19 protein-coding genes are annotated in these 26,706 nt (G+C 74.2%); 13 read left to right on the forward strand and 6 right to left on the reverse strand.

The genetic code is table 11. The annotated features are described in order from the left end of the window. Window positions 1-46: 46 nt before the first annotated feature. Entirely contained in the window at window positions 47-1,303 is a 1,257-nt protein-coding gene (locus tag C9F11_RS31425; protein WP_138962424.1) for a cytochrome P450, read from the forward strand. A 9-nt stretch (window positions 1,304-1,312) separates the two neighbouring features. On the opposite strand, the gene C9F11_RS31430 is transcribed toward C9F11_RS31425, so the two are convergent. After that, entirely contained in the window at window positions 1,313-2,101 is a 789-nt protein-coding gene (locus C9F11_RS31430; RefSeq protein WP_138967219.1) for a polysaccharide deacetylase family protein, read from the reverse strand. A gap of 497 nt (window positions 2,102-2,598) precedes the next feature. Between C9F11_RS31430 and C9F11_RS31435 the strand changes: the two genes are divergently transcribed. The 5 genes from C9F11_RS31435 to C9F11_RS47575 all read left to right on the forward strand — a co-directional run bounded on the left by C9F11_RS31435 (window position 2,599) and on the right by C9F11_RS47575 (window position 11,032). After that, window positions 2,599-3,243: a helix-turn-helix domain-containing protein gene (locus tag C9F11_RS31435; protein WP_249401947.1), complete on the forward strand. Its 645-nt coding sequence runs from the start codon at window positions 2,599-2,601 to the stop codon at window positions 3,241-3,243. Between the two features lie 195 nt (window positions 3,244-3,438). Beyond that, window positions 3,439-4,500, forward strand: a complete 1,062-nt coding sequence (locus tag C9F11_RS31440) for a radical SAM protein (RefSeq protein ID WP_138962426.1) — start codon at window positions 3,439-3,441, stop codon at window positions 4,498-4,500. Continuing rightward, window positions 4,497-7,121 (forward strand): class III lanthionine synthetase LanKC, encoded by a 2,625-nt coding sequence (gene lanKC / locus C9F11_RS47570; protein ID WP_171075886.1) that lies wholly within the window; start codon window positions 4,497-4,499, stop codon window positions 7,119-7,121. The genes C9F11_RS31440 and lanKC (C9F11_RS47570) overlap by 4 nt, the downstream gene beginning before the upstream one ends. A 159-nt stretch (window positions 7,122-7,280) precedes the next feature. After that, complete coding sequence (gene lanKC, locus C9F11_RS31450; protein ID WP_138962427.1) at window positions 7,281-9,803, forward strand: class III lanthionine synthetase LanKC; 2,523 nt, start codon at window positions 7,281-7,283, stop codon at window positions 9,801-9,803. Beyond that, a complete protein-coding gene (locus C9F11_RS47575; protein ID WP_171075887.1) occupies window positions 9,800-11,032 on the forward strand; it encodes an MFS transporter in 1,233 nt (410 codons plus the stop codon). Before lanKC (C9F11_RS31450) ends, C9F11_RS47575 begins: the two co-directional genes overlap by 4 nt. On the opposite strand, the gene C9F11_RS31460 is transcribed toward C9F11_RS47575, so the two are convergent. Then, complete coding sequence (locus C9F11_RS31460; RefSeq protein WP_138962428.1) at window positions 10,942-13,464, reverse strand: M14 family zinc carboxypeptidase; 2,523 nt, start codon at window positions 13,462-13,464, stop codon at window positions 10,942-10,944. The genes C9F11_RS47575 and C9F11_RS31460 overlap by 91 nt on opposite strands. A 220-nt stretch (window positions 13,465-13,684) precedes the next feature. On the opposite strand from C9F11_RS31460, the gene C9F11_RS31465 reads away from it, so the two are divergent. Beyond that, window positions 13,685-14,917: a serine hydrolase domain-containing protein gene (locus C9F11_RS31465; protein ID WP_249401948.1), complete on the forward strand. Its 1,233-nt coding sequence runs from the start codon at window positions 13,685-13,687 to the stop codon at window positions 14,915-14,917. Window positions 14,918-14,929: 12 nt separating this feature from the next. Here the strand turns inward: C9F11_RS31465 and C9F11_RS31470 are convergent, their stop codons facing one another. Beyond that, window positions 14,930-15,838 carry a helix-turn-helix domain-containing protein gene (locus tag C9F11_RS31470; protein ID WP_138967224.1) on the reverse strand — a complete coding sequence of 303 codons (909 nt, stop codon included), beginning with the start codon at window positions 15,836-15,838 and terminating at the stop codon, window positions 14,930-14,932. Window positions 15,839-15,975: 137 nt separating this feature from the next. Here C9F11_RS31470 and C9F11_RS31475 point away from each other — a divergent pair, with 137 nt between their 5' ends. The 5 genes from C9F11_RS31475 to C9F11_RS31495 all read left to right on the forward strand — a co-directional run bounded on the left by C9F11_RS31475 (window position 15,976) and on the right by C9F11_RS31495 (window position 20,827). Next, window positions 15,976-16,569, forward strand: a complete 594-nt coding sequence (locus tag C9F11_RS31475; protein WP_138962430.1) for an MBL fold metallo-hydrolase — start codon at window positions 15,976-15,978, stop codon at window positions 16,567-16,569. Window positions 16,570-16,946: 377 nt separating this feature from the next. Beyond that, window positions 16,947-17,465 (forward strand): acyl carrier protein, encoded by a 519-nt coding sequence (locus tag C9F11_RS31480; RefSeq protein WP_138962431.1) that lies wholly within the window; start codon window positions 16,947-16,949, stop codon window positions 17,463-17,465. 14 nt (window positions 17,466-17,479) lie between these two features. Beyond that, window positions 17,480-18,436: a chlorinating enzyme gene (locus tag C9F11_RS31485; protein WP_138962432.1), complete on the forward strand. Its 957-nt coding sequence runs from the start codon at window positions 17,480-17,482 to the stop codon at window positions 18,434-18,436. A gap of 160 nt (window positions 18,437-18,596) precedes the next feature. Continuing rightward, window positions 18,597-19,295: an alpha/beta fold hydrolase gene (locus C9F11_RS31490; protein ID WP_171075888.1), complete on the forward strand. Its 699-nt coding sequence runs from the start codon at window positions 18,597-18,599 to the stop codon at window positions 19,293-19,295. A 218-nt stretch (window positions 19,296-19,513) separates the two neighbouring features. Continuing rightward, window positions 19,514-20,827 carry a cation:proton antiporter gene (locus tag C9F11_RS31495; RefSeq protein WP_212767842.1) on the forward strand — a complete coding sequence of 438 codons (1,314 nt, stop codon included), beginning with the start codon at window positions 19,514-19,516 and terminating at the stop codon, window positions 20,825-20,827. 88 nt (window positions 20,828-20,915) lie between these two features. Here C9F11_RS31495 and C9F11_RS31500 read toward each other — a convergent pair whose 3' ends face one another. Next, window positions 20,916-24,068: a non-ribosomal peptide synthetase gene (locus tag C9F11_RS31500; RefSeq protein WP_138962434.1), complete on the reverse strand. Its 3,153-nt coding sequence runs from the start codon at window positions 24,066-24,068 to the stop codon at window positions 20,916-20,918. A 280-nt stretch (window positions 24,069-24,348) separates the two neighbouring features. Here C9F11_RS31500 and C9F11_RS31505 point away from each other — a divergent pair, with 280 nt between their 5' ends. Continuing rightward, complete coding sequence (locus C9F11_RS31505; protein WP_138962435.1) at window positions 24,349-24,546, forward strand: ferredoxin; 198 nt, start codon at window positions 24,349-24,351, stop codon at window positions 24,544-24,546. 180 nt (window positions 24,547-24,726) lie between these two features. Here the strand turns inward: C9F11_RS31505 and C9F11_RS31510 are convergent, their stop codons facing one another. After that, a complete protein-coding gene (locus tag C9F11_RS31510; RefSeq protein ID WP_138962436.1) occupies window positions 24,727-25,833 on the reverse strand; it encodes a zinc-binding dehydrogenase in 1,107 nt (368 codons plus the stop codon). Then, window positions 25,830-26,642: a phytanoyl-CoA dioxygenase family protein gene (locus C9F11_RS31515; protein ID WP_138962437.1), complete on the reverse strand. Its 813-nt coding sequence runs from the start codon at window positions 26,640-26,642 to the stop codon at window positions 25,830-25,832. The genes C9F11_RS31510 and C9F11_RS31515 overlap by 4 nt, the downstream gene beginning before the upstream one ends. Window positions 26,643-26,706 lie beyond the last annotated feature (64 nt).

Raw genomic sequence — 26,706 nt, forward strand, 5'->3', positions numbered from 1 at the left:
GCTCCGGTGGGTTTCGAAGGCCGGTGCGGGGGGCCACCATGGAGACATGGATCCCCAACAGCACGCCCGAGCAGCTGAGTTGACGCGCGATCCGTATCCGCTGTACGCGCGCGCCCGGGGTGCGAAGGGGCTCACCTACGTCCCCGAGTTCGGCGCCTGGCTGGTGGCGCGGGACGCCGACGTGCGGGAGGTGCTGCGGCGGCCCGACGTGTTCTCGTCGGCGAACGCGGTCCGCGGAAGCGCCAGGCCCTCCCCGGCGGCGCTCGCGGTCCTCGCCGACGGCGAGGGCTTCAGCTCTCGCGGCGGCGTGGTGGTCACCTCGGACGGCCTCGCCCACCAGCGGCTGCGCGCGCCGATCGTGCGCGGTCTCGGTCCGGCCCGGGTGGCCGCGGCGCTGCCCTTCGCGGTCGAGTGCGCCGAGGCCCTCGTCGACGCGTTCGCGGACAAGGGGCGCGTGGAGCTGATGGAGGCGTACGCCATGCGCTTGCCGGGCCAGGTGGTCGGCCACGTGCTCGGCCTCGACCCGGCCGACGTGCCGCTCGTGGTGCGGGCCGGGCACCGCACCGAGGCCCTGCTGTTCCGGCCCCTCGGCGAGGAGGAGCAGCTGGCGGCGGTGCACGACATGGTCGCGGTGAAGCGGCTGCTCGACGGCTATGTGTGCGACCGGTACGCCGCGCCGCGCGACGACCTGACCAGCGAGCTGGTCACCTCGCTGGCCACGGCCGACGACGCGGAGGAGGGCGAGCCGGGGCTGCTCACGCTCGCCCAGCGCACCGAGCTCGTCGCCCATCTGAACAACTTCCTGCTCGCCGGGCACCTGACCACGACCGCCCTCATCGGCACGGCGTTCCTGCACCTGTTGAGCAACCCCGACCAGTGGCGGATGGTGTGCGAGGAGCCGGAGCGGATGATCCCGGCCGCCATCGAGGAGACGGCCCGCTTCGACACCGCGCTGCAGGCGTTCCGGCGCGTCACCACGCGGCCCGCGACGCTCGCGGGCACCGAGCTGCCCGCGGGCGCCGAGCTCCTGGTCGCGTTCGGCGCGGCCGGGCGCGACGACGCGCGCTATCCCCGCCCCGACGTCTTCGACATCACCCGGCCCGCCGCCGCCCGGCACGTGGCCTTCGGCCTCGGCGCCCACGCCTGCCCCGGGGCCCTGCTCGCCCGGGAGCAGATGCGGCTGACCCTGGAGCTGTTCACGCGCCGCTTCCCCGGTCTGCGGATCGCCGCCGACGCGCCCGAGGTCACGATGCGGCCCTCGCTCATCCACCGCGCCCCGGAGGCCCTGCACCTCACCTGGTGAGGCGGACCGTCAGCGGTAGACCTTGCCCGGCTCGGCCTTGCCCGGCGCGAGGAGCTGGGGCACGGTGACGAAGACGTAGCCGCGCTTCTTCAGCTCGGCGATGATGCCGGGCACCGCGGGCACCGTGCCCTTGTAGATGTCGTGCAGCAGGATGATGCCGTCGCGGCCGGACTGTTCGAGCACCCGCTTCTCGATCAGCGCGGAGTCCTCGGTCGTGTAGTCCTTCGCCGTCACCGTCCAGAGGATCTCGGCCAGGCCGAGCTCGCGGGAGAGCTTGTTGACGGTGTCGTTCGTGCGGCCCTGCGGGGGCCGCATCAGCGTCGGCTTCTTGCCGATGAGCTTCTCGATCGCCTTGTTCGGGCGCTCCAGCTCGGCCCGCGCCTCCGCGGGCTTGATCTTGGTGAGGATCTTGTGCGACCAGGTGTGGCTCGCGACCTCGTGGCCCTCGGCGTCCATCTGCTTGACCAGCTCGGGGTACTTCTCGATGTGGTTCTTGCCGAGCGTGAAGAAGGTCGCGGGGACCTTCTCCTTCTTGAGGATCTTCAGCAGCCGCGGGGTGTTCTCGCTGGGGCCCGCGTCGAAGGTCAGCGCGATGCACTTGGCCTTGCGGCAGTCCACGGTGCCGAACGCCCCCCGGTCTTTGCCCTTCGCGTCCGCAGCGCCCTTGCGGACGGTGCTCGGGGAGACCGTGTCGAGCTTGGTGCAGCCGGTGAGGGCGAGAGTGGCGGCCAGGCCGGCGACGAGCGCGGCACCGCCGAACCTGGTGCGCGGAAGCAACTTCTTCCCTGTCTTCGTCATCTTGCTGGTCGGCATAACTATCGGACGCATGCGCGCACTATACATGCCGTGTATACGTCCCGTTCATAGCGCCTCGGGAGCCCGATGAGCGGGACGTTCGCACCGCACGCCCACCGTACGCGCCCCGCGCCGTCGGGACGCGCCACCGGCCCGCACCCGGTCGCAGCTGTGAAGGGTGGGACGGCAGGGGCGCCTGGGCCTGTCGTGGATGGCCGGTAGTCGGCGCAATCTCATCTGGCGGCACGGCCGCGTCGCACCGCAGCATGGCCAGTTGCCCGCGACCTCGCCAGGGGGCCACGGGTGTGCGAAACGGGGGAACGACCATGCCAGGGACAGGACTGTCATCAGCCATGCCCGCACGCGGGCGGGGCCCGTCGAAACGGGGGGCGCCCCGCCAGGAGCTCCGGCAGGAACTGCGCAGGGAATGCAGGCCCGACGGGGAGGCGGCGCCACCGCACGACCAAGGAGCATCCCTTCAGCAGGGCAGGGGGGTGCTCGTGGGAGCCTTCGCCCTGCTCGACGCGTTGCGTCGCCGCGGCGGTGAGGCCGGCCTCACCGAACTCGCCCTCGCCTGCGCCCTGCCCAAGGGCAGCGCGCACCGCCTCCTCGACCAGCTCGGCCTGCTCGGCGCCGTGGAGCGCAGAGGCAACCGCTACGCCGTCGGGCCGCAGCTCTTCCGGCTCGGCCAGGCCTGGCAGCCCTACCCGGGGCTGCGCGCCGCGTCCCGCATCCCGCTGCACCGGCTCCGCGCCGCCACCGGCGCCAGCGTCGTGCTCACCGTGCTGCGCGACGAGCTCGCCCTGACCGTGGCCTCGGTGCCCGGCCGCGTCGAGGGCCTGGTGCCGGTGCGCAACGGCATGAGCTTCCCGCTGGACACGGCCGCCGGGCGGGTCTTCACCGACGGCCCGCGCGGCCCGCTCCTGGAGCGCGAGGAGGTCCAGGAGGGCGTGTCCTGCGTCGCCGTGCCCGTGCGGGCGCCGGACGGGCACACCGTCGCGGCCCTCGCCGCCGTGGTGCCCGCGCGCCAGCAGCTCGCCCAGGTCGCGGCCGAGACGGCCGCCGCGTCCGCGGCCATCGAGAGCAGGCTGACCCGGATGCCGCCGCGCGAGGCGGCGGCCCGCTCGGCCATGCTCCTGTACTGAATTCCCGCTCCCGTACGCGGGGGCCGCGCGGATGTTCCGGTGAGTGGAACTCCCGTAGCGCGGCCCCCGCCGCATTCGTCATGGTGAGGTCACCCGAAGGCCGGGGAATTACCGGCCGCATTCGGGAGAGGACGCCGCGGGCGAGCCGCCGCCGGACGCCGGACGAACGCCTGCGGAACGAATCTGGGGGAATCCATGGACGGTGCCGAAGGCCCGGAGATCATCATCTGGGACATCACGTACGCGTGTCCGCTGCGCTGTGTGCACTGCTATTCCGAATCCGGCCGAAGGCCCGCGCGGCACCTGCGCTCGGCCGCGGACGGCCTGCGCGTCGCCGACGCGTTCCTCGCCCTCAAGCCCCGCGTGGTGTCCCTCGCCGGCGGCGAGCCGCTGCTCATCAAGAACCTCCTGGACATCGCCGGGAAGCTCACCGCCGCGTCCGTCTCCACCTGCCTGTACACCAGCGGCTGGCTGTTCGACGAGGGCCTGCCCGACCGGCTCGCCGAGGTGTTCAGCCAGATCACGGTCAGCGTCGACGGGGCCCACGCGGCGACGCACGACCGGGTGCGCGGGCGCGCCGGATCCTTCGACCGCGCCCTGACGGCACTCGGCCATCTCGACGCGGCGGCCGCGCGCCGCGCCGCCGCCGGGCTCGGACCGCTGAATTTCACTTCCGAATACGTGGTCCTGCGCAGCAACATAGGTGAGCTGGAGGATTTCGTACGCCTCATGGCGCGGCGCTTCCCGCGTCTTGGCAGCATCACCTTCAACGCCGCCGCGCCCGCCGGACTCGGCAGCGGAGTGGAATTCGGCGAGACGGAACTGCTGTTCGACGAGCAGCTGGAACACCTGGTCTCCGCGGAATTCCGCCGACGTCTCCAGGACATCGCGGGCCCGGACATCCGCGTCTTCACCACCGACAACCTCGGCCTCGTCATGCCGCCCGACCCGCGCCTGCCGCGCGACGGCTCCCACGTGATGCAGGTCGAGCCCGACGGCGAGGTGCGCTGGATGCCCGTGTACGAGGGCTCCGTCGGCAACCTCCTGCACGACGACCCGCACGCGGTCTGGGCCCGCGCCAAGGAGCGCTGGGCCGACCCGGACGTCCTCGGCGTCCTGGAGCCGGTGCGCACCGTGCGCGAGTGGGCCCGCGCGGTGCGGCTGCTCAACGACCGGTTCGCCTCGGACGCGGACCGCGAGCGCCTGGAGAAGCGCAAGGCGCCGGTGCCGGTCGCCCTCACGGCCAGGCCCTCGTGAGCGCGCAGGCGTCCGGGGCGGCGGCGCCCGCCCCGCCGCCCCCGCCGCCGTGGACGTCGCCGCCGATGATGACGCCGGAGGACTTCCACCGCTTCTGCCTCGCCGACCCCGACTTCTTCGAACGCCCCGAGCTGCTCGCCGACGACGCCGACCGGTTCGCGGCCGCCCGCCTCGACGCGCCGCCCGGCTGGCGCCGGACCACGTCGGACTGGTGGATCCAGCTGCGGCCCGCACGTCTGACGCTGCCCGCCGAGGGCTGGCTCGTCCACGTCTCCGTCGGCCTCGCCGACCTGGAGAAGGCCGTCGAGATCGTCTGGGGCCACTGCGTGGAGCGCGGCGTCCCCTTCGACTTCGTGCGCGGCACCACCACCGCCCGCGAGGTCAACGGCGACAGCGCCGACCGCTTCGGCTGCGGCAGGCTCATCACCCTCTACGCCGTCGACGACGCCGTCCTCACCGGCACGCTCACCGACCTCGCCGCCCTGCTGCACGGCCTGTCCGGGCCCCGCGTGCTCGGCGCCCTCACCCACCGCGAGGGGCCGCTGCACGTGCGCCACGCCGCGTACGAAGGACCGGCGCGGCCCGGCACCGCCGTCTTCGCGCCGCCCCAGGACCGGCCGCTGCCCCGGATCCTCGCCGACGACCTCGCCGCGCAGCACGCCACGCCCGCCGGCGACTTCCCGTACCGGGTGCGCAGCGCCCTGCGGCTCGGCTGCGGCGGCGGCACCTACCTCGCCCGCACCGGCCCCGGCGAGGGCCGCACCGTCGTCCTCAAGGAGGCCCGCCCAGGCGCCGGGCTCGACCGCGACGGGGCCGACGCCGTCACCCGCCTCGCCCGCGAACACGAGAACCTGGAACACCTCGCGGGCCTCGACTGCGTCCCGGTGCCGGGGTGCTACCGCACCGCCCAGGGGCACCACTTCCTCGAACGGGAGTACATCGAGGGCACCAACCTGTTCGCCGAGAGCCTCCAACTGCCCCTGGGCGTCGAGGAGTACGCGCGCCGCGAAGCGCCCGGCTACGCCCGCTGGGCCCACGGCGTCCTGGAGCACCTGGCCCGCGCCCTCGACGCCCTTCGCGAACGGGGCCTGCGCCTAGGCGAGTTGAAGCCCCGCAACGTTATCCTGCGCCCGAGCGGCGAGGTCGTCCTGGTCGACCTCGCCTCCGCCACCGCCCTCGACGACGACCGGCCGCCCGCGCACGGCGACCCCGGCCACACCGTGCCCCCGGGACTCACCGCCGCACAGGCGCACGCGTATCTGCTGAACCGCGTGCGCGTGGCGCTGCTGCTGCCCGTCGACCTCGACGACCCGGTCAAGGTCCCCACCGTGGTGGCCGCCCTGGCCCGGCACTATCCGCTGCCGCCCGGCCAGGGCGAGCGGATCCTCGCCGGACTCCTGCCCCAGGGGCGGCCGCAACGGCCCGACACGGCGGGCGAGTTGTTCGCCGCCGAGCCGCTCGACTGGCCCCGCGTCCGGGACGCGCTGGTCCGCGGCATCCACCGCTCGGCCACGCCCGAGCGCGCCGACCGGCTCTTCCCGGGCACGCCCACCGGACCCCGGGCGCTCGGCGGCGCCGCGTTCGGGTACGGCGCGGCCGGGGTGCTCTACGCCCTGCACCGGGCGGGCGCCGAGGTCCCCGGCCGCTTCGCGCGCTGGCTGACCGACGCCGCGCGCGCCGTCACCGACCCGCCGCCCGGCCTGTACGACGGGCTGCACGGCGTGGCGTACACCCTGGACCTGCTCGGCCACCGCGACGAGGCGCTCGCCGTCCTCGAGCGGTGCGTGACCCCGCCGGGGCCCGACCTGTACGGCGGGCGCGCGGGCGCCGCCCTGAACCTGCTGCACTTCGCCGCCGTCACCGGCGAGCGGCGCTTCGAGGACGAGGCCCTGCGCCTCGCGGAGACGCTCGCCGCCGAGGCGCCCGCTCCCCGGCCGCCCGCCCGGCCCGACCGGTACGAGCCCGTCGGCCTGCTGCACGGCCCGACCGGCGTCGCCGCGCTCTTCTGCCGCCTGCACGAGCACACCGGCGACGCCCGCCACCTCGACCTGGCCGAGGGGCACCTGGCGCACGACCTCGCCCGGTGCGTGACCGCGCCCGACGGCGGCGTCCAGCTGCGGCACGCCACCACGATGCTGCCCTATCTGCACGGCGGCAGCTGGGGCCTCGCGGCCGTGCTCCCGTATCTGCTGCGCCACCGCCCCGACGACACCCGGGCGGCGCTCCTGCGCGGCGTCCACCGCACCTGCGGCACCGTCTACGTACGGTTCCCCGGGCTGCTCAGAGGCCGGGCGGGCGCGATCGCCACGCTCGCGGCGGCCCACCACGGGGCCCCGGCGCACGACGACGCCGCGGCGCACCGGACCTCCCTGGAGACCCAGATCCGCCTGCTCTCCTGGCACGCCCGCACCTGGCAGGGCGCGCTCGCCTTCCCGGGGCTGCGGATGCCCCGGCTCTCCATGGACTTGGCCACCGGCTCCGCCGGTGTCCTGCTCGCCCTGGCCGCGGCCTTCGAAGGGGCCCTTGTCCTGCCGCACCTCCAGCCGTGGCCGGCCCGCACGACCGGACGTACGAGAGGAGGTGAACCCCATGACCGACATCCTCGAACTCCAGGAGCTTGAGGAGGAGACCCTGTCGCTGTGGCCCTGCAATTCCGGCAGCAGCCAGAGCGGCTTCGCGTTCCTCTGAGCGTCACGGCGCTCCTGAGAGGGTCGAGCGGCCGGCGGTGACGCCCTGGCCGCCGCCGCTCGACTCCGGCCCCGCACGGAAGGACCCGAGCCATGAGCCATCCCGGCGCCGCCCCGCTGTTCGCCGACGGCCTCGAACACTTCGACGACGAGGCGACGTGGTTCGCCCGCACCCGCGCCCCCGCTCCGGACGGCTGGGAGCGCGCCGAGCAGGGCCCCTGGGTCAACCTCCGGGCCGTCGGCACCCGGCTGCCCCGGCAGGGCTGGAAGGTGCACGCGTCGGCGACCCCGGCGGACGCCGAGCGCGTCGTCGACACCGTCGCCGACTACTGTCTCGCCCACGGCATCGCCTTCAAGTTCCTGCGCGGCACGGCGATCCTGAAGCAGGTCAACGGCAAGCCCGCCGCCCGCTCCGCCGGCGGCAAGCTCGCCACCCTCTACCCCGCGACCGACACCGTCCTGGAACTCGCCCTCAAGGAGCTCTCGGCGCTCCTGCACGGCGTCGAGGGCCCCTACGTCCTCAACGACCTGCGCTGGGGACCCGGCCCGCTGTACCTGCGCTACGGCGGCTTCGAGGAGCGCTACTGCTTCTCGCCCGAGGGCGCGTACGTGGCGGCCGTGGCCCGGCCCGACGGCGTCCTCGTGCCGGACACGCGCGGCGCCTCGTTCAAGGTGCCCCCGTGGGCGGAGGTCCCCGCGTTCGTGCGGGCGCAGATCGACGCCGCGCGGGCGGAGCGCACCGGCGCCTTCCCGTACCGCGTGGAGAAGGTGCTCCTGTTCAGCAACGGCGGCGGGGTCTACCGCGCCGTGGAGTCGGCGACGGGCCGCACGGTGGTCCTGCGCGAGGCCCGCCCGCACGCCGGGCTCGACCTGGACGGCACCGACGCGGTGACCCGCCTCGCCCGCGAGCACGCCATGCTGGAACGCCTCGACGACCTGCCCTGCGCCCCGAAGACGTACGGCCGCGTCCGCCACTGGGAACACCACTTCCTGGTGCAGGAGTTCATCGAGGGCGAGCCCCTGCACGAGGCGATCGGCCGCCGCCACCCGCTGCTGCGGCCCGCCCCCACCGCGGACGAGCGCGCCGCCTACGCCGCCTGGGCCGACATCACGTACACGCGCGTCGAGCGGGCCCTGGCCGCGCTGCACGCGCGCGGCATCGTCTTCGGCGACCTGAAGCCCGGCAACATCATGGTCCGCCCCGACGGCTCCGTCTGCCTCGTCGACTTCGAGACCGCCCGGCACATCGGCGACGCCGTGCGCCCGGCCCTGGCCACCGAGGGGTTCAGCGCCCCCTGGGCGCGCTCCGGGTTCGCCGCCGACGACCACGCCCTCGCCTGCGTCCGGCTCGCGCTGTACCTGCCGCTCACCGAACTGCTGCGGTTCGCGCCCGGCGAGCCCGCCAAGCACGAGCAGCTCGTCGCGGCGGTCGAGCGCCGCTTCCCGGTGCCCGCCGACTTCGGCCCCTCGCTGCGCCGCGCGCTCGCACCCCCGGCGCAGGAGGACGCGCCCCGCCCCGCCTGGCCGCAGGCCCCGCGGGACTGGGACGCCCTCCTCGACGGGATGCGCGACGCGATCGTCGACAGCGCGACACCCGATCGCGAGGACCGGCTCTTCCCCGGCGACGTACGGCAGTTGGAGCACCAGGGCGCCGCGCTCGCGTTCGGGGCCGCCGGGGTGCTGCACGCGCTGCGCGTCACCGGCCGCGACGACCACCCGGCCTTCGCGGAGCACACCGACTGGCTGGTCGCGGCCGCCCGCCGCGCCCGGTGGCCGCGCCCCGGCCTGTACGACGGGGTGGCCGGCGTCGCGTGCGTCCTCGACGAACTCGGCCTGCGCGACGAGGCGCTGGCGGTCCTCGAAGGGCTGAGGGGCGTCGAGCCGCACCGGTGCGGCCCCGGCCTCTTCGGCGGGCTCGCGGGCATCGGGCTCACCCTGCTGCGCTTCGGCGCGGACGCACCCGTCCTCGGCGCACGGACACGCGGGGCCGGGGGCGCCACGGCGATCGGCCGGGAGCTGGTCCACCGCCTCGGCGCCGACCCCGGCGCGAGAGGCCTGATGCACGGCTGGTCGGGCCCCGCCCTGCTCTTCACCCGCCTGTACGAGGCCACGGGCGACCCCTCCTGGCTGCGGCACGCCGAGACGGCCCTCGCGCGGGACGCCGGCCGCCTCGGCGTGCCGCGCGGGCCCCGCCTCCAGCTCAGGAGCGGCCCGCACTGGGTGACCGGCCTCGAACGCGGCAGCGCGGGCATCGGCCTCGCCCTCGACGCGTATCTGCGGGTCCGCCACGACCCCCACCTGGCGGGGGTCCGCGACCGGATCCGCGACGGCCTGGACACCGAACTCCTGCTGGACGGCGGCCTGTTGACCGGCCAGGCGGGCGTCCTGTACGCCTGCGCCCACCTGGGCGCGCCCACCGAGGCGCACCTCGACGCGCTCGCCCTGCACGCGGTGCGCTTCCGGGGCCGCCCCGCCTTCGCCCTCGACGGCCGCCTGCGCCTGTCGATGGACCTCGCCACCGGCACGGCGGGCGCGCTGCTCGCCGTGCACGCCGCGCGCACCGGTGCGGCGCCGGACGCCCTGCCGTTCCTGGCCCCGGCCCCCGGCCGCCCGTGACCGCCGCCGAGAGCCCGCCCGCCGCGCCCCACCGGCTGCTGCGCAACCGCGACTTCCAGCTGCTGCTGTGGGGGCAGGGCCTGTCCGTCCTCGGCTCCGGCGCCGCCGCCCTCACCCTGCCGCTGCTCGTCCTCGCCGAGACCGGCTCGCCGCTGCGGGTCGGCCTGGTCGAGGCGGTGTGGACCGGCGCCGTCGCCGTGGCGTGCCTGGCGGCGGGCCCCCTCACCGACCGCTACGACCGGCGTGCGGTCATGCTGTGGTGCGAGTACGGCCGCGTCGCCGTCAGCGCCGCCTTCGCCGCCGCCGTCGCCCTCGGCCGCGCCCCGCTGCCGGTGCTCCTGGGCGCCGGGGTGCTGCTCGGCCTGCTCACCGCGCCGTTCAGCACGGCCGGGCTCGCCTCCGTGCGGAAGGTCGTGCCCCCGAGCAGACTCGCCGCCGCGCTCACCCTCAACCGCGTCCGCGGCCAGCTCGCCGGGCTCCTCGGGCCGCTCGCGGGCGGCGCCCTGTTCGCCCTCGACCCGAGCCTGCCGTACTGGCTCAACGCGCTCTCCTTCCTGGTCTCCGCGGCCACCGTGCACGCCCTGCGCACCCCGCTCGACGCCGTGGAGCGGGCCGGGCCGCGCTGGTGGCGGGCGTTCGCCGAAGGCGTCCGCTTCCTCTGGCGCGACCGGGTCCTCCGCCGGCTCACCCTGATCGCCTCCGCGCAGAACTTCGCCGTCGACGGCGTCGCCCTCACCGTCGTCGTGGTCAGCGGCCGGCACGGCACGTCCAGCCTCACCATCGGCCTGCTGTACGACTTCTGGGCCGCGGGGGCGCTCGTCGGGGCCCTGCTCGCGCCGCGCCTCGTCGACCGGGTGCCGTACCGGACCGTGCTCCTGGCGTGCGGGGCGGTGTGCTCCCTCGTGGTGCCGCTGATGGCGGTGAGCGCCGCGCCCGCCGCCCTCGCCCCGCTGCTCGCCGCCTGCGCGGCCGCCGTCTCGCTCTCGGGCTCGGTCATGACGTACGCCCAGGTCGTCCGCACCCCCGACACGCTCCAGGGGCGGGTGCACGGCGGCGTCGCGCTGCTCCTGCTCGCGGCGCCGCCGCTCGGCTCCGCGCTCGCGGGCCTGCTCCTCGAACGGTTCCCGGACGAGGTGCCCTATCTGGCCTTCGGCGCGCTGCTCCTGCTCCTCACCGCCGTCACGTCGCAGACGTCCCCGACGTCGATGCTCTCGCCGCGCTCGGCGTAGACCTCGGTGAGCCCGACGACCCGCCCCCGCGGCGTCGCGCAGGTGAGCTGGTACGCCTCCTTCTCGCCGTACGTGGCCGGGAGCGGCGCGGCGAAGTCGACGCGCCCGCTCCAGTCGTCGACAGCGCCCGGGTCGGCCTGCGCGTAGTTGACGAGGACCGCGCGGTACTCACCGGGCGGCGGGTCCAGGAGGACGGCGCGGGCGGACGTCTCGCCGCTGGTGTCCGAGGCGACGGGCCTGCCGGAGGCGTCGTACAGATACAGGTCCCAGTGCGTGCGCGGCGACGTCCAGGACACGCCGACGGTCATCCTGCCGTTGTCCGCCGCGGGCGGCCCGGCGACGCGGAACGTGAAGCTCTCCGCCGCCGGGTCGTCCGGGTAGCGCTCGTTGACCGCGGGCACGCCCGGCGGGTTGGCGACGGCGATGGCGTCCTGCGGCGGCCCCTGCGGGTCGCGCCCGTACCGTCCGGCGACGTACGGCCGCGTCGAGGGGTTCACCTCCCACCGGAACCGGCCGCCCGGCGCGGTGAGTTCGGTGGTGAGGTCGTCCCGCACGGACAGCGGCGGCGTCGTCGAACCGTCCGGCTGGAGGACGGGCGAGGTCGGCGTCCGGAACGTCTTGTGCAGCGTCAGGCGGTGACCCGCGGGCGCCCGGCCGGTCAGGGTCGCGTGCGTGGCCGGGTCCGCGGCGTGCGCGAGGACGGCGAGCAGCGCCCCGCGGTTGCCGCCCCTGCCCGCCCCCGCCGCCGGGGGCAGGCCCGCGTACTCGGCGACCACGGCCTCGGCGTAGGGGCCGTGGAAGCCGCTGCCCGCCAGCTCGACGGTGAGGCCCCAGCCGCCGGTCGCCCAGTACGACCAGTCCTCGGTGGAGCCGGTGTTGTCGTACAGCTCCCAGCTCGCCCGGGACGGATAGCCGGTGCGGGCGGCGAGGGCGGCGCCGAGCCTGCGGTACGCGGGCTCGTCGAGCGGCGGCCGGGTGGAGACGAGGCCGGGCGGGCGCAGCACGAGGGCGGCCGGGGTGTGCAGCGTGGTCAGGTTCGTCACCTGGCGCGCGGACACCAGGGCGCGGACGTTGCGCACCTCGGGCTCGCTGAAGGGCGCGGGCCCTCGGTAGGTGTCGCCGTTCCAGGTGAGCCCGGCGCCGGGGCCGCCCCAGAAGCCGCCGTAGTTGCGGTTGGGGTCGGTGCCCCGCGCGCGGCCCGCCGGGTTGGCGGCGCACGTGCCGGTCGCGTACTCGGGCGGCGAGTCCCGCACGCTGCAGTTCTTGCGCTTGGTCTCGTAGTCGAAGCGGGACTGGTCGCCCCGGGGCGCGGCCTCGCGGGAGACGGCGAAGCCGTCGGGGCTGACGACGGGCACGACGACGCTGCGCGTGCGCGCGACGAGCCGCCGCACGGACGCGTCGTGCCGGTAGCCGCCGACCAGGTCGTACGCCCACTCCAGGGCGACCTCCCCGCTCGGCCACTCGCGGGCGTGGTGCACGCCCAGGGTGAGGTTCACGGGCTTGCCGTCGCCGTGGCGCACGTCCGCGCCGATCTCGACGCCGACGACGTCCCGGCCCTCCCACGTCGGCTCGGGCAGCGTGAACGCCCTGACGAGGCGCGGGTGGGCGCGGGCCAGCTCCTTCATCTCGAACTCGTAGTCGTACAGGTGGCGGTAGCCGGTGCGGCCGGAGGGCAGCGGGGAGCGCGCGGTGCGCGCCGCGTACGCCCGGTCCGCGCGGGCGTCCGCAGTCGCCTGCCGGGTGAGGTCGCGCCGGACGGTCCGCCAGGTCAGGCCCGCGCGGGTCAGCGCGGCCCGGTCGGCGGCGTCGGCGAGCACGACGTCCAGGCCGTGCGCGTCGCCGCCGCCGGTGACGTCGAGGCCGAGCCGGGCGAGGCGCTCGCGGTCGGCCCGGCCGGGCGTGCGGACGCGGACGAGCCGGGGCGGGGCCGCGGCGGTCGGCCCGGCGCGGTCGCCGTCGAGCGGCGGCACCGGCCGCCGGGCCGCGGGCGTCCCCGGCGGCGTGGCCAGGAAGTCGAGCCCGAGCCGCACCTCGCGTGCGGGGCCGCCGTAGCGGCAGCCCTGCACCACGAGCCGCTGTCCGCGCTCGACGAAGCCCTCGGCCAGCTCGCGGGAGCGCGGGGCCGCCGACGCGGCGACGACCCTGCCCGTGTCCCGGTCGAACACGGCCAGGTCCCAGTCGCCCGCGGGCCGCCCGCCGGGGGTCAGGCGCGCCTGGACGATCCCCGCCACGTCCGCGGTCACCTCGCGCCGGTCGGCGCCCGCGGCCCCGGGCGGCAGCGGCCGCGCGAAACAGGACCGGGCCACGGGCCGGTCCGCCCGCAGCACGTCCGGGGGCGCCGCACGGGCGGCGCCCCCGGACGGCACGGTGAGGACCGCCGCCACGACCGCGAGCACGGCGGCGCCGACGGCCGTTCTTCCCGAACTCCCCACGCTGTCCCACCCCTTCGGATCGAGGACGACGGCCCTGACCGTGCGCGGCACCGTCGGCAGGAGCAGGGTCCCACCGCGGGGGAGCGGTCTCCCAGAGGCAGGGAGCGGGTTCCCACGGCGAGGGCGGGGGCTGCCCGGATGGTGTTGTTGATCTTGGGTGCACAGGATGGACGAGCCGGGTTTCCGGCCCCACCAGCCGCTTCCCCCAAGGGAGTTCACCGTGACCGACCGTTCAGTCTCCGCCCGTTCCCGCCGCTCAGGACCCCGTACGCGCGTGGCGGTGGTGGCTCTGCTGGCCGCCGCCCTGGGCGCCGTGGGCACGCTGCCCGCGTCCGGGGCGCCGTCCCAGGGCCCGCGCGACGCCGTGCGCAAGGACTCCGCACGCGAGGACACCGTGCGGAAGGACTCCGTGCGCAAGGACGTGGAGGGCCTGGTGCGCGACGCCCGCTTCCCCGCCGCCCTGGTCGCCACGGCCGACCGCGACGGGCGTGCCCGCCACTACACGGCCGGGGTCGCGGACGTGCGCACGCAGCGGAAGGTGCCGGTCGACGGGCGGGTGCGGGCGGGCAGCAACACCAAGACGTTCACCGCGACCGTGGTCCTCCAGCTGGTCGGCGAGGGCAAGGTGGACCTGGACGCCTCCGTCGAGACGTACCTGCCGAACCTGTTGCGCGGCGACGGCATCGACGGCCGGGACATCAAGGTCCGTCAGCTCCTCCAGCACACCAGCGGACTGCCCGAGTACACCGTCCACATACTCAAGGACGTCTTCGGCAAGGCCCGCCACACCTACTACGAGCCCCGCGACCTGCTGGACATCGCGCTGAAGCACAAGGCGGAGTTCGAGCCCGGCGACCGCTGGGCGTACAGCAACACCAACTACGTCGTCGCCGGTCTCCTCATCGAGAAGGTCACCGGGCGCCCGCTGGCCGAGCAGCTCACCAAGCGGGTCATCGACCGCGTCGGGCTGCGCCACACCTCCTTCCCCGGCGTCGGCGACGAGGGCATCCGGGGCCCGCACGCCCGCGGTTACGACGCGGCAAGGCCCGGGGCGCGGCTGACGGACGTCACGAGGATCGACCCGTCCTGGGGCTGGGCCGCGGGGCAGCTGATCTCCACCCCGGGCGATCTGAACCGGTTCTTCTCCGCGCTGCTCGGCGGCGAGCTCCTGAAGCCCGCGCAGCTCGCCCAGATGCGCACCACCGTCAAGGTGCCCGACGGCTTCAGCGAGGTGAAGGGGGTGCGCTACGGGCTCGGCCTGACCCGCACCCCGTTGAGCTGCGGCGGGGCGATGTGGGGGCACGGCGGGAGCATCCCCGGCTACTACACCTACCCCGGTGTGACCGACCGCGGCCGGGCCGCCACGGTCGCCGTCACCGCCAACAGGGAGCCCTCGCGGGGCGCCTTCGCGAAGGCCGACGCCGTGGTGGACGCCGCGCTGTGCCGCAAGTGAGCGGGCCCGCTCCTACGGCGCGTTGGTGAAGGAGCGGCGGTAGGACCGGGGCGGCACGCCCCGGCGGCGCACGAATTGTTCGCGCAGCACGGCGGCGCTGCCGTAGCCGACGCGGCGGGCGACCTCCTCGACCGGCAGGTCGGTGGTCTCCAGGAGCTCCTCGGCGCCGCTGAGGCGCAGGTTCCGCAGCCAGGCGTGCGGGGTGGTGCCGGTCGCCGCGGTGAAGCGCCGGGCGAAGGAGCGCTTGCTCATCGCGGCGCGCCGGGCGAGCTCCGCGACGGGCAGCGGCTCGTGGAGGTGGGCGCGGGCCCAGGCCAGGACGTCGGCGAGCCGTTCGTCCCGGGCGTCCTCGGGGACGGGCGCGGTCAGGTACTGGGCCTGCCCGCCGTCGCGGTGGGAGGGCAGCACCATGTCACGGGCGACGGTGTTGGCGAGCGCCGCGCCGTGCTCGCGCCGCAGCAGGTGGAGACACATGTCGAAGCCCGCGGCCGCCCCCGCGCCCGTGACGATGCGCCCCTCGTCGACGTAGAGGGCGTCGGGCTCCACGCTGACGTCGGGGTGGCGGCGGGCGAGGAGTTCGGCGAACCGCCAGTGGGTGGTCGCCCGGCGGCCGTCGAGCAGCCCGGCCGCCGCGAGCGCGAACGCGCCGACGCAGTGGGCCGCGACCAGCGCGCCGCGCTCGTGGGCGCGCCGCAGCGCGTCGAGCACGGCGGGCCCGGGAGCGTTGCGGAACCCCGCCGAGGGCAGGGCGATCAGGAGCTCGGCGGCGGCGAGCCGGTCCAGGCCGTGCGCCACGGTGACCGGCACGCCGACGTCGGTGGTGACGGGGCCCGGCCGGTCGGCGCAGAGCGCGAAGTCGAAGGCGGGCAGGTCCGCCCCGTGCGGGGCGAACACCTCGGCGACGACGCCGACGGCGAGCATGCCGACCCCGGGCGGGGCATAGGCGGCGACGTTGGTGAAGGGCGGCACGCGGGCAGTGTGCCACGTGGCACGAATCCTGCGATCATAGGCAGTGATGCCACTCGCACGCCTCTGACCTGCTCGGAAGGATGGGAGGCATGACAGACGCACCGCTCGGCCGCAGCGCCGTGTACACGATCCTGACCACCGGCTACGTGGGCTCCACGGGCCCCGGTGTCGCCGCGACCGTCTCCCATGTCGCCGACGCGGGCCGCCACTTCGTCTTCGACCCGGGCATGGTGGCGAGCACCGACGACATCCTCGGCCCGCTCGCGGAACTCGGCCTCGGCCCCGACGACATCACCGACGTGGTGCTCAGCCACCACCACCCCGACAACGTCATGAACGCGGGCCTGTTCCGCCGGGCCCGGGTCCACGACCACAAGGTGGAGTACCAGGGCGACCAGTGGCACAACCGGGACGCCGAGGGCCATGAACTCACCCCGTCGCTCCGGCTGATCCGCACCCCGGGGCACAGCCCCGAGGACATCACGCTCCTCGCGGGCACGGCCGACGGCGTGGTGGCCTTCGCCGGCGACCTGTGGTGGCACGCGGCGGGCCCGGCGGACGACCCCGTCGCCCCGGACCGCGACGTCCTGCGCGCCTCCCGGCGCCGGGTCGTGGCCGTGGCGGACCTGATCGTGCCGGGCCACGGGGCCCCGTTCGTGCCGGACGGGACGACGCCCCTCTAGCAGGGGCGGTGTGGGGTTGTCAATACTTCGAGGGCCCTGCGGGGCCCGGGGTTTGAGTGGGCGTCAGGGCGCGGGAGGCGGGCGCGGCCCCCGTCCGGGGACTCCCGTCCGTCCCGTCAGCAGGACATTCCGCACCCGCGTAAACGGCGCGTTGTCACTGGCTCGATATCGCTCAGAAAGGCTTGTAGGGATTCCGTGCCCGGTCTAACGTGACGAACAACCGTGGCCGGTGAACATCATTTTCCCATTCGGGCGACTTCCTATCCGGAGGCAGTAATGCGCTTTCATCGAGTGTGGCCTGCGCCTGCCGAGTTCCGGACCCTGGAGCCGCGTGGGGAAATGGGATTACGCTCGGCCGGGAAAAGGAACCAGAACGTTTGACGATACACGCGGTCTGCCTCGAAGCGGCGGATCCGCTGACGGAAATTTCCGTTCGTAAAGGGTCCGTCGATCGGTGGGACGGTCCGTCGCCTGTCGGCCCCGGCACCCCCTGGTTCCTGCGCGCACGCCGTACGACTGTCATTCGGACTTCCGGCATTCGCCTTGCGCAGGGGCGCGCCGGCTACAGGACCGCTCACACCGCACAGAGAGACCGAAAGAAGGGCGCTCCCATGCAGGGTTCAGCAACTAACGAAAAGGAAGCCAGCACAGTGAGTGCAGCGGATGTGGAGCAATCGGCTCTGAAGTGGCTGCGTGCCGAGCTGGACGATCAGGAGATCAGCGGCTCCGACAACTTCCTCGACATCGGCGGCCATTCGCTGACCTTCTCGAAGCTGAATGTTTTCCTCGGGGACTCGTTCGGCATCTCCCTCGACATGAAGACGACGTACGACGGGACCCTGGCCGCGGCACTCCTCGCCGCGCAGCCGATCACCACCGAGCCGACCAGTAAGTAAGGGAGTCACCAGACATGACCAGCAGCCCCGTGCGTACGGAGTTCTCGCTGTCGGACGAGGAACTGGCGTTCTTCGAGAAGAACGGCTACATCGGTCCGCTCACCATCTACACGCCCGAAGAGATGGACCAGCTGTGGAAGACCGTCCAGCGCGAGACGCTGGACCGGTCGCACGCCGCGTACCCGGAGGTGGACAAGGGCGTCGGTGCCCCGAACATCTTCAACTACGACCGGCACCTGGACGTCGACCTGCTCGCGCGGCACGTCATGAACCAGCGGATCACCGACCGGGTCGCCTCGATCCTCGGCCCGGACCTGCTGTGCTGGCGTTCGGAGTTCTTCCCGAAGTACCCCGGCGACGAGGGCACCGACTGGCACCAGGCGGACACGTTCGCCAACGCCAGCGGCAAGCCGCAGCTGCTGTGGCCCGGTGAGTCCGAGGAGTCGTTCGGCGCCGGCACGCTCACCGTGTGGACCGCGTTCACCGAGTCCAACCGCGAGAACGGCTGCCTGCAGGTCATCCCCGGCACGCACCACCAGATGAACTACGACGAGACCAAGCAGATGGACTACAACGAGGGGCGCATCAACTCCGAGGTCAAGGACGGCGTCCCGCGCGGCTTCTTCGGTTACGACTACCGGCAGCTGCAGAAGGACCCGAACTGGAAGCCCAACGAGGACGACGCGGTCGCCTTCGAGATGGAGAAGGGCCAGTGCATCATCTTCTGGTCCACGCTGATGCACGCCTCGCTGCCGAACATCGCCACCGGCAAGAACTACCGCATGGGCTTCGCGACCCGCTACGTGCCCACCTCGGTGCAGATCTACCCCGGCACCGACCACATCGAGGAGTACGGCGGGAACATCTCGCTGGACAAGTGGTCGGCCGTCCTCGCCCGCGGCCGTGACGAGTTCGGTCACAACAAGATCGCCACGGAGACGCTGCGCGGCACGAAGTACCTGCCCGCGTAAGCCGGGCCGCGCCGCGGATCAGCGGCGCGCCGTGACGGGACGACGACCCGCGGCCGGACAGGCCGCGGGTCGTCACCCTGAGCGCTCCACCGGGGCCGCCGTTCCGGGTCCCCGCGGGGCGCCGCACCTTCCATCACCATCCCCGGGGGACAGCAGCACCGTGACCACACCCAGTACGTCGAGACCCGCGGTCGCCTTCATACCGCCGTCCTGCTGCGGAGCGGGCTACTTCCGCCGGCTGCGCCGCGAGCTGGGCGACCGGGTCACCTTCCACGCCCTCGAACTCCCCGGCCACGGCCGCCGCTACCAGGAGACCCCGCTCACCGACGCCGCCGAGGCCGTCGCGGACCTCGTCGCCCGCATCGACGCTCCGCTCGACGCCCTGTACGGCGAGAGCCTGGGCGCCTACCTCGCCCTGGGCGTGGCCGACGTGCTCCAGCAGGAGCGGCCCCCGCTGCTGCTCGCCGCGTCCAACTCCCCGCCCTCGGTGCGCGGCCGCATCAGGACCGAGGAGCTCGACACCATCGAGGCCGCGGTCGCCGCGCTGCGCGCGATGGGCGGCGAGATCCCCCCGGAAGTGATCAGTGACCCCGAACTCGCCCAGAGCGCCTACCCGTTGATCCGCGCGGACCTCTTCCTCTCCCAGTCGTGCATCGACCTGGTCCGCGGAAGCGCCGCGGCCGGGAACCTGACGGTCCTCGCCGGGACCGGCGACACCGCGCTCACCCGCCTGGAGGCGTGGTCGACGCACACCCGGGGGCGCTGCGAGGTGGCGTCCCTGTCCGGCGGGCACCTGCTGTCCGCCACGAACCCCGCGGCCGTCGCCGAGCACGTCCTGGAGGCGCTGGCCCGCGGCTGAGGCCGCCCGGCCGGTGGCCCGCAGGGCTCGGCGGCCCGCGGCGCTCGGTGGTCCGTAGCGCTCGGCGGTCCGCCGCCGCCCGTACCCCGCGCCCGTCCCCGCACGTTCTTCCCCGGGCGCCCGTCCCCCGTGATTCCCCCCTGGCGCCCGCTCCTTTCGCTCCTCCCCTCGCCGCCGCGCGGCGGCGACCGTTCAGTCCTTATCCGAAAGGAATCACGATGGTGCTGTCCCAAGCGCCTCTTCCCGCGATCAGCCACCATCAGATGCTGGTCTTCCTGCTCCAGGTCGGACTGCTGCTGGGCGTCGCGATCCTCCTCGGCAGGCTCGCCACCTGGCTCCGCCTGCCCCGTGTGGTCGGTGAACTGTCGGCGGGCGTGCTCCTCGGCCCGTCGGTGTTCGGCAACCTCCTGCCCGACCTGCGCGACTGGCTGCTCCCGCACGACGTGGCACAGATGCACCTCCTGGCCGCCGTGGGACAGCTGGGCGTGCTGCTCCTCGTCGGCATCACGGGCGCGCACATCGACGTCGGGCTGCTGCGCCGCAAGAGCCGGGTGATCGGGGTGGTCAGCGCGGCCAGCGTGCTGCTGCCGCTGGCCCTGGGGATCGGCCTCGGGTTCCTGATGCCGCAGTCGCTGATGGCCCCCGACGCGGAGCGCGGCACCTTCGCCCTGTTCGTCGGCGTCGCGATCGCGGTCAGCGCGCTCCCGGTGATCGCCAAGACCCTGCTCGACATGGACCTGCTGCACCGCAACGTCGGCCAGCTCATCATCGGCGCGGCCGCGATCAGCGACATCGTCGGCTGGATGCTCCTGTCGATCGTCGCCGCGATGGCCACCCGCGGCCTGCACACCGGCCTGGTCCTGGAGTCCGTCGGCTATCTGATCCTGGTCCTCGCCTGCACGGTCCTCGTGGCCCGGCCGGTGGCCCGCAAGGTGCTGCAGTACACCGACCGCTCGCCGCAGTCGGACGTCAGCGTCGCCGCGATCGCCGTGATGATCCTGCTGTCCTCCGCCGGCACGCTGGCCCTGGACATGGAGCCGATCCTCGGCGCCTTCCTCTGCGGCATCGTGATCAGCTCCCTCGGCGTCTCCGCCCGCCGTTCGCTGGACTCCATGCGCACCTTCGTGATGTCGACGCTCGCCCCGCTGTTCTTCGCCACCGCCGGGCTCCAGGTCGACCTGGGCGCGCTGACCCGGCCCACGGTGCTCCTCGCCGCGGTGGTCACCCTGCTGGTCGCCACCCTGGCGAAGTTCGCGGGCGGCTACCTCGGCGCCCGCATGAGCCGGCTCGACCACGGGGAGGGCCTCGCCATCGGCGCGGGCCTCAACGCCCGCGGCGTCGTGGAGATCGTCATCGCCACGGTCGGCCTCAACCTCGGCGTCCTGACCACCGCCACGTACACCATCGTGGTGCTGATCGCCGTGATCACCTCGATGATGGCCCCGCCGTTCCTGCGCCACGCCACCCGGAGCATGCCGGTCACCACGGCCGAGCACGAGCGGCAACGGGAGCTGGCCGGACAGGCCTCCTGACCGCCGCCGCCCCACCAGGGCGCCGGCAACGCCAGGGCCCCGCCCCCGAGATCCGGGGGCGGGGCCCTGGCGTTGCCACGTCTGTGGGCTACACGGAGTCGAGGTGGTCGGAGAGCAGCGCCGGGGTCGGCGCCAGGAACACCGCCCGCACCGGCACCCGCAGGCCGAGCTCCGCGTGCGCCCGTACGCTCAGGCGCACCGCGAGCTGCGACGTGCCGCCGAGGTCGAAGAAGTGGTCGTCGACGCCGACCCCCTCCCGCTGGAGCACGTCGGCGAACAGGGCGGCCAGGGCCCCTTCCCGCTCGGTGCGCGGCGTCCTGCCGTGGTCACCGTCCCCGTCGCCGCCGCTGCCCGCGCCTCGGCGCGGGGCGGGCAGCGCGGCCCGGTCCAGCTTCCCGTTCGGCGCCAGCGGCAGCCGGTCGAGCACCACGAACGCGGACGGGATCATGAAGGTGGGCAGCCGGTCGGCCACGTAGCGGCGCAGCACCCGCGCCGTGAGCCCGGCCGCCGCCTCACCGCCCGGCTCGACCGGCACGACGTAGGCGACGAGCGCACCGGCGCCCGAGCCCGCCGCGGGGCGCAGGGCGACCACGGCCTGGGCGATGTCGGGGTGCGTGACCAGGGCCGACTCGATCTCGGCGGGCTCGATGCGGATGCCGCGCAGCTTCATCTGGCCGTCGTCGCGCCCGAGCAGCTCCAGCTGCCCGTCGGCGTTCCACCGGGCCACGTCGCCGGTGCGGTACATCCGCTCGCCCGCCGGGCCGAACGGGTCGGCGAGGAACCGCTCCGCGGTCTGCCCCGGCCGGGCGTGGTAGCCGCGGCCCACCGCGCCCGCCACGAACAGCTCGCCCACCACGCCCTGCGGGACCGGGACGAGGCCAGGACCGAGCACGTAGGTGCGCATGTTGCCCAGCGGCGTCCCGATGGGCACGCCGCCCGCGCCCCGCCAGCCGTCGGGGACGGTGTACGTGGTGGCGTAGAAACTCTCCGTCTGGCCATAGGCGTTGACCAGGGTCGTGTCCGGCAGCGCCGTCCGCACCTTGTCCGCGAGGGCCGCCGTGAGCTTCTCCCCGGCGAACACCGCGGTGTCCACCGTCAGACGGCCCTGGAGCTGTTCGAGCACCTCGGCGAAGACCGAGGGGACGGTGTGCAGGACGGTGCCCGACCACCGCCCGCGCTCGCCGAGCTCAAGGACGTCGCGGACGACCTCGACGGTGGCGCCGGTGCTCAGCGCGGTGAACACCTCGAACACCGACACGTCGAAGTTGATGGAGCTGCTCGCCAGCATCCGCGCGCCGGGCCGCATGTGCACGGTGGCGGCGAGGCGGAGCACGCCGTTGACGATGTTGGCGTGCGAGATGGCCACGCCCTTCGGGGTGCCCGTCGAGCCGGAGGTGTACATCAGATAGGCGAGGTTGTCCGGGCGCAGCGGCGGCCGCGCGGGCCGGGCCCCGGGCTCGTCGTCGGCGGGCCCGTCCAGACCCAGGGTCTCCATCAGGAGGCAGGTGATGGCGTGCTCCGGCAGCGACCGCGCGGTCTCGGCGTCGGTGAGGATCAGGCCGGGGGCGGCGTCCTGGAGCAGATGGTCCAGGCGGCGGCTGGGGTAGCGGGGGTCGATCGGCAGATACCCGGCGCCGGACTTCAGGATGCCGAGGAGCGCCACCACCAGGTCGGCGGAGCGCGGCAGGGCCAGGCCCACCACCGACTCCGGGCCGACGCCCGCCGCGAGCAGCGTACGGGCCAGCCGGTCGGTGCGCTCGTCCAGTTCCCGGTAGGTCAGCGACACGTCCCCGCAGACCACGGCGACGGCGTCCGGGGCCGCGGCGAACTGGGGCGCCACCAGCTGCGGGATCGTCACCGGCGGGGTGGGGGCCGCGGTGTCGACGAAGTCCACGAGCAGCCGCCGCCGTTCGGCCTCGTCGAGGACGTCGACCGCGCCCACCCGCACCCCGGGCTCCGCGGTCACGTGCCGCAGCGCGCGCAGATAGCAGGCCGCCAGGTACTCCGCGCCCGCGGGGTCGAACAGATCGGTGGCGTACGCGACCGTGCCGTGGATCTCCGAACCGTCAGCCGTGGTGCGCAGCCGCAGCGACAGGTCGTAGGGGGTGCTGTCCGGCACCGCCGTCCGCGCGGTCACCGTCAGGCCGGGCAGCGCGACGGCGGGCCCCGGGGCCTCGCGCAGGTCGAACGCCACCTGGAACAGCGGGTGGTGGGCCAGGGACCGCTGCGGGGCCAGCGCGTCCACCAGGGAGGCGAACGGCAGGTCGCGGTGGGCCTCCGCGGCCAGGGCCTTGCCGCGCAGCCGCTCCAGGAGGTCCGTGAAGGCCGGGTTGCCGCTCAGGTCGGCCCGGAGCACCCAGGTGTCGTCGAAGGGGCCCACGCAGTGTGCCCAGGCCGCGTCGGGGCGCCGTGCCGCGGGGCAGCCGATGGGGATGTCCGCGCCGCTGCCCAGCTGGTGGAGCACCACCGCGAGGGCGGCGCGCAGCACCGCGTCGGTGCCCACCCCGCGCTGCTCGGCGAGGACCGTCACCGCCTTGGTGAGGCCCTCGTCCACGACCAGCGGGACCCGGCCCGCGCGGTGGCTCGCCTCCGGCGGGCGCGGCCGGTCGGCGGGCAGCGGCAGGGGAGCGGGCACGCCCGCCAACTCGGCCTGCCAGAAAGCGGTGTCGCGCGCGTGGACACCCCGCGGGCCGTCCTCCTCCGCGAGGAGTTTCCGCTGCCACAGGGCGAAATCCGGATAGGGAACCGGCGCGTCCGTCCAGTCGGGCGCGGCCCCTTCCCGGCGGGCGGCATAAGCGACCGCCAGATCCTCGGCCAGCGGCCGGAGCGACTCCTCGTCCGCGGCGATGCCGTGGACCACCACGACCAGTGCGTGGTCTTCGGGCGCGCAGCGTATGACGGCGGCGCGCACGGGAATGTCCGTGGTCAGGTCGAAGCGGTGGGACGCCTGTGCCGCGACGGCATCGGAAATCCGCTCGGGCTCCGATTCCACCAGGGGAACGTCGAGGTCGAGCTCGGACACGGGCACCACGTACCGGCCGGGAACTCCCTCCGTGTCCTCGGCGCAGAGCGTGCGCAGGCCTTCGTGACGGGTCACGACATCCCTGACGGCGCGCCCCAGCGCGGCCCTTTCCAGCGGCCCGGTCATCCGCAGTACCAGCGGAATGTTGTGCATGGCCGACGGGCCGTGAATTCGGTGAATGAGCCACAGTCGGCGCTGCGCGAGCGACAACGGATTCATGCGTGCCTACTCCTTGTTCGTCCAGCGTGGTTCGAGTCTGTCGGGACCGTCCGCGCCGTGCCATAGTTCCGGGTGTTCCTCGGAACAACCGCGTGCGCAGTGCCGGGTCCGATCTCGATGCGCGACGCGCGCCGCGTCAATTCGACACGCGTCATTTCGACAAAGCCCGGCCGCGCCCTTTTCGTCTGTCCCGTCGACGGGACCGGCGGAGACGAACGTCGTGGCGGCCGGACCCCTCTCACGGATGAGCCGGAACCGCCCGGAGCCGAACGGAGAAATCGTGCACATCACCGTCGATGAACAGTCCTGTGTCGGGGCGGGCCAGTGCGTCCTGACCGTCCCCGACGTCTTCGACCAGGACGAGATGACCGGCCGGGTCCTCCTCCTGGAGGGGCGGCCGTCCGCGGACCTGGAGGAGGACGTGGTCGAGGCCGCGCGGGCCTGCCCGGCCCAGGCGATCACGGTGACGGAGGCCTGACCCCGTCACCGCCGCGCACCGCACGAGCCGTATCCCCCGGCCGCCTTCCGGCGGCCGGGGGATACGGCTCTTCGTGTGTGGGGGGAACGGGGCGCCGGACCGGCCGCGGTGGAGCGGAGGTCCGGCGCCCCGCGCACGCGCGGGCCGGCGGGGGCGGCGCCGCCCGTGTGCGAGCGCGGGTCAGCTCGTGAGGACCGCCTTCATCACCGATCCGTCGGCGACCGCGGCCAGGGCGTCCGCGTGCCGGTCGAGCGGGAAGGCCGTCACCAGGCTCGCCAGGTCGAACCGGGCGGCGAGCGTGGGCAGCAGGCGCACGTACTCGACGAGGTGGGCCCCGGTGAAGGCCCAGGAGCCGATCACGTCGAGCTGGCGGTAGACGATCTGGTGCGGGTTGACCAGCGTGTCGCCGGCGTCCGTGTACTGGCCGATGACCAGGTACGTGCCGCCCCTGCGGGCCAGGTACAGGCCCTGGGCGACGGCCTGGGGGACACCCGCGCACTCGATGACGAGGTCGGCGCCCTGGCCGCCGGTGGCCGCGCGCACCTCGTTCAGGATGTCGTCCGGGTCGCCTGCGTCGGCGATGTTCAGGTGGACGTCGCCGATGCCCGCCCGCGCCGCCGCCTCCAGGCGCTCGGCCGGGCCGCCGATGACGATGACCTTGGCGGCCCCGGAGATCTGGGCGAACGCCGCGGCCGCGAGGCCGACCGGGCCGCTGCCCTGGACGACGACGACCTCACCGAGCCGCACGGGGCGCCGCTCGTACAGGGCGTGCACGACGGTGGGGCCCGCGCAGGCCAGCGACATCGCGGCGAGCGGGTCGACGCCCTCGGCCGCCTTGACGACGGTGGTGCCCTCCTGCAGGACGATGTGGTCGGCCCACGAGCCGGACAGCTCGGGCCCGGCCACGGTGGAGCGGTTGACCCCGTACGTACGGCGGTTCTCGCACAGCGTGGGCTCGCGGTGGATCCGGCACGGCGGACAGGTCCCGCAGGCGATGGACGAGGCCCACATGACGGAGTCGCCGGGCTTGAGCTCGGTGCCGAGGGCGTCGTGCGTGAGGCCCTCGCCCAACTCCCGTATGACGCCGAGGCCTTCGTGGCCCAGGACCAGCGGGGTCGGGATCGGCAGGTGGCCCTGGTGCAGATGCAGGTCGGTGCCGCAGATGCCGCCGTAGCCACAGGCGACGATCATGCCGCGCTCCGGGGCCGGGGGCAGCGGGTACTCGCGCAGCGCGAGCGGCTTGCCGAACTCCTCCAGGACGACCGCGCGGCCGGTGCGCCCGGTCATACGGCCGCCTCCTCGAGGTCGTCGAGGAAGGAGCCGTCGAGCGGGGCGAGCGGGGCGGAGTCGCGGCACACCACGTAGTCGGGGCGCGGCTCACCGGTCCAGCTCGGCAGGTTCGAGACGTCGTTGTACGTCGCGATGAGCAGACGGCGGGCGAAGGGGGACATGTTGGGGGCCGAGCCGTGCACGATCTCCGGGGAGAACAGCACCACGGAACCGGCCGGTCCCTTCGGGCTGACCATGCCGTGCCGGTCGACGAGTTCGGCCAGCTGCTCCGGCGAGAGCGAGATGTCGTCCGGGTCGAGGTGCTGCGAGGACTTCCGCTCGCTCTTGCGCCCCTCGTGCACCAGCCCGTCGCGGTGCGAGCCGGGCAGGAAGATGACGGGACCGTTGAACTCGGTGACGTCGTCGAGGAAGACGCCCACGTTCACCTGGAGCGGGGCGGGCAGGGTGTCGGAGATCTGCCAGGCCAGGAAGTCCTGGTGCCAGGCCCACTTGTCGCCGCCGAACGCAGGCTTGGCATTGATCTTGAACTGGTAGACGTACACGTCGTCGGGGAGCAGCTGCTGGGCGGGGACCAGCACCCGCGGATCACGCATGAGGCGGGCGTATTCGGGCTGCCGGAGGTGGGAGGAGTAGACCGCGCGCACCTCCTCGCCGCCGTCCTCGATGATCCGGTGCGGCCCCTCCGTCTCGCAGTCCTTCTGGAACGCGGCGCGCAGGGAGTCGACCTCGCGCTCGTCCAGCAGGGAATCGAGCAGCAGAAAACCGTTCTCGTGGTACTGCTCCAACTGCTCCTGAGTCAGACGCATTCTTCTTTCGCTCCTTATGCGAAGGGAATTCACGTAGTGGGCGCGTACGTGAGGTAGCGCCGGG

Source organism: Streptomyces sp. YIM 121038, assembly GCF_006088715.1.
In the GTDB taxonomy this organism is placed as follows: domain Bacteria; phylum Actinomycetota; class Actinomycetes; order Streptomycetales; family Streptomycetaceae; genus Streptomyces.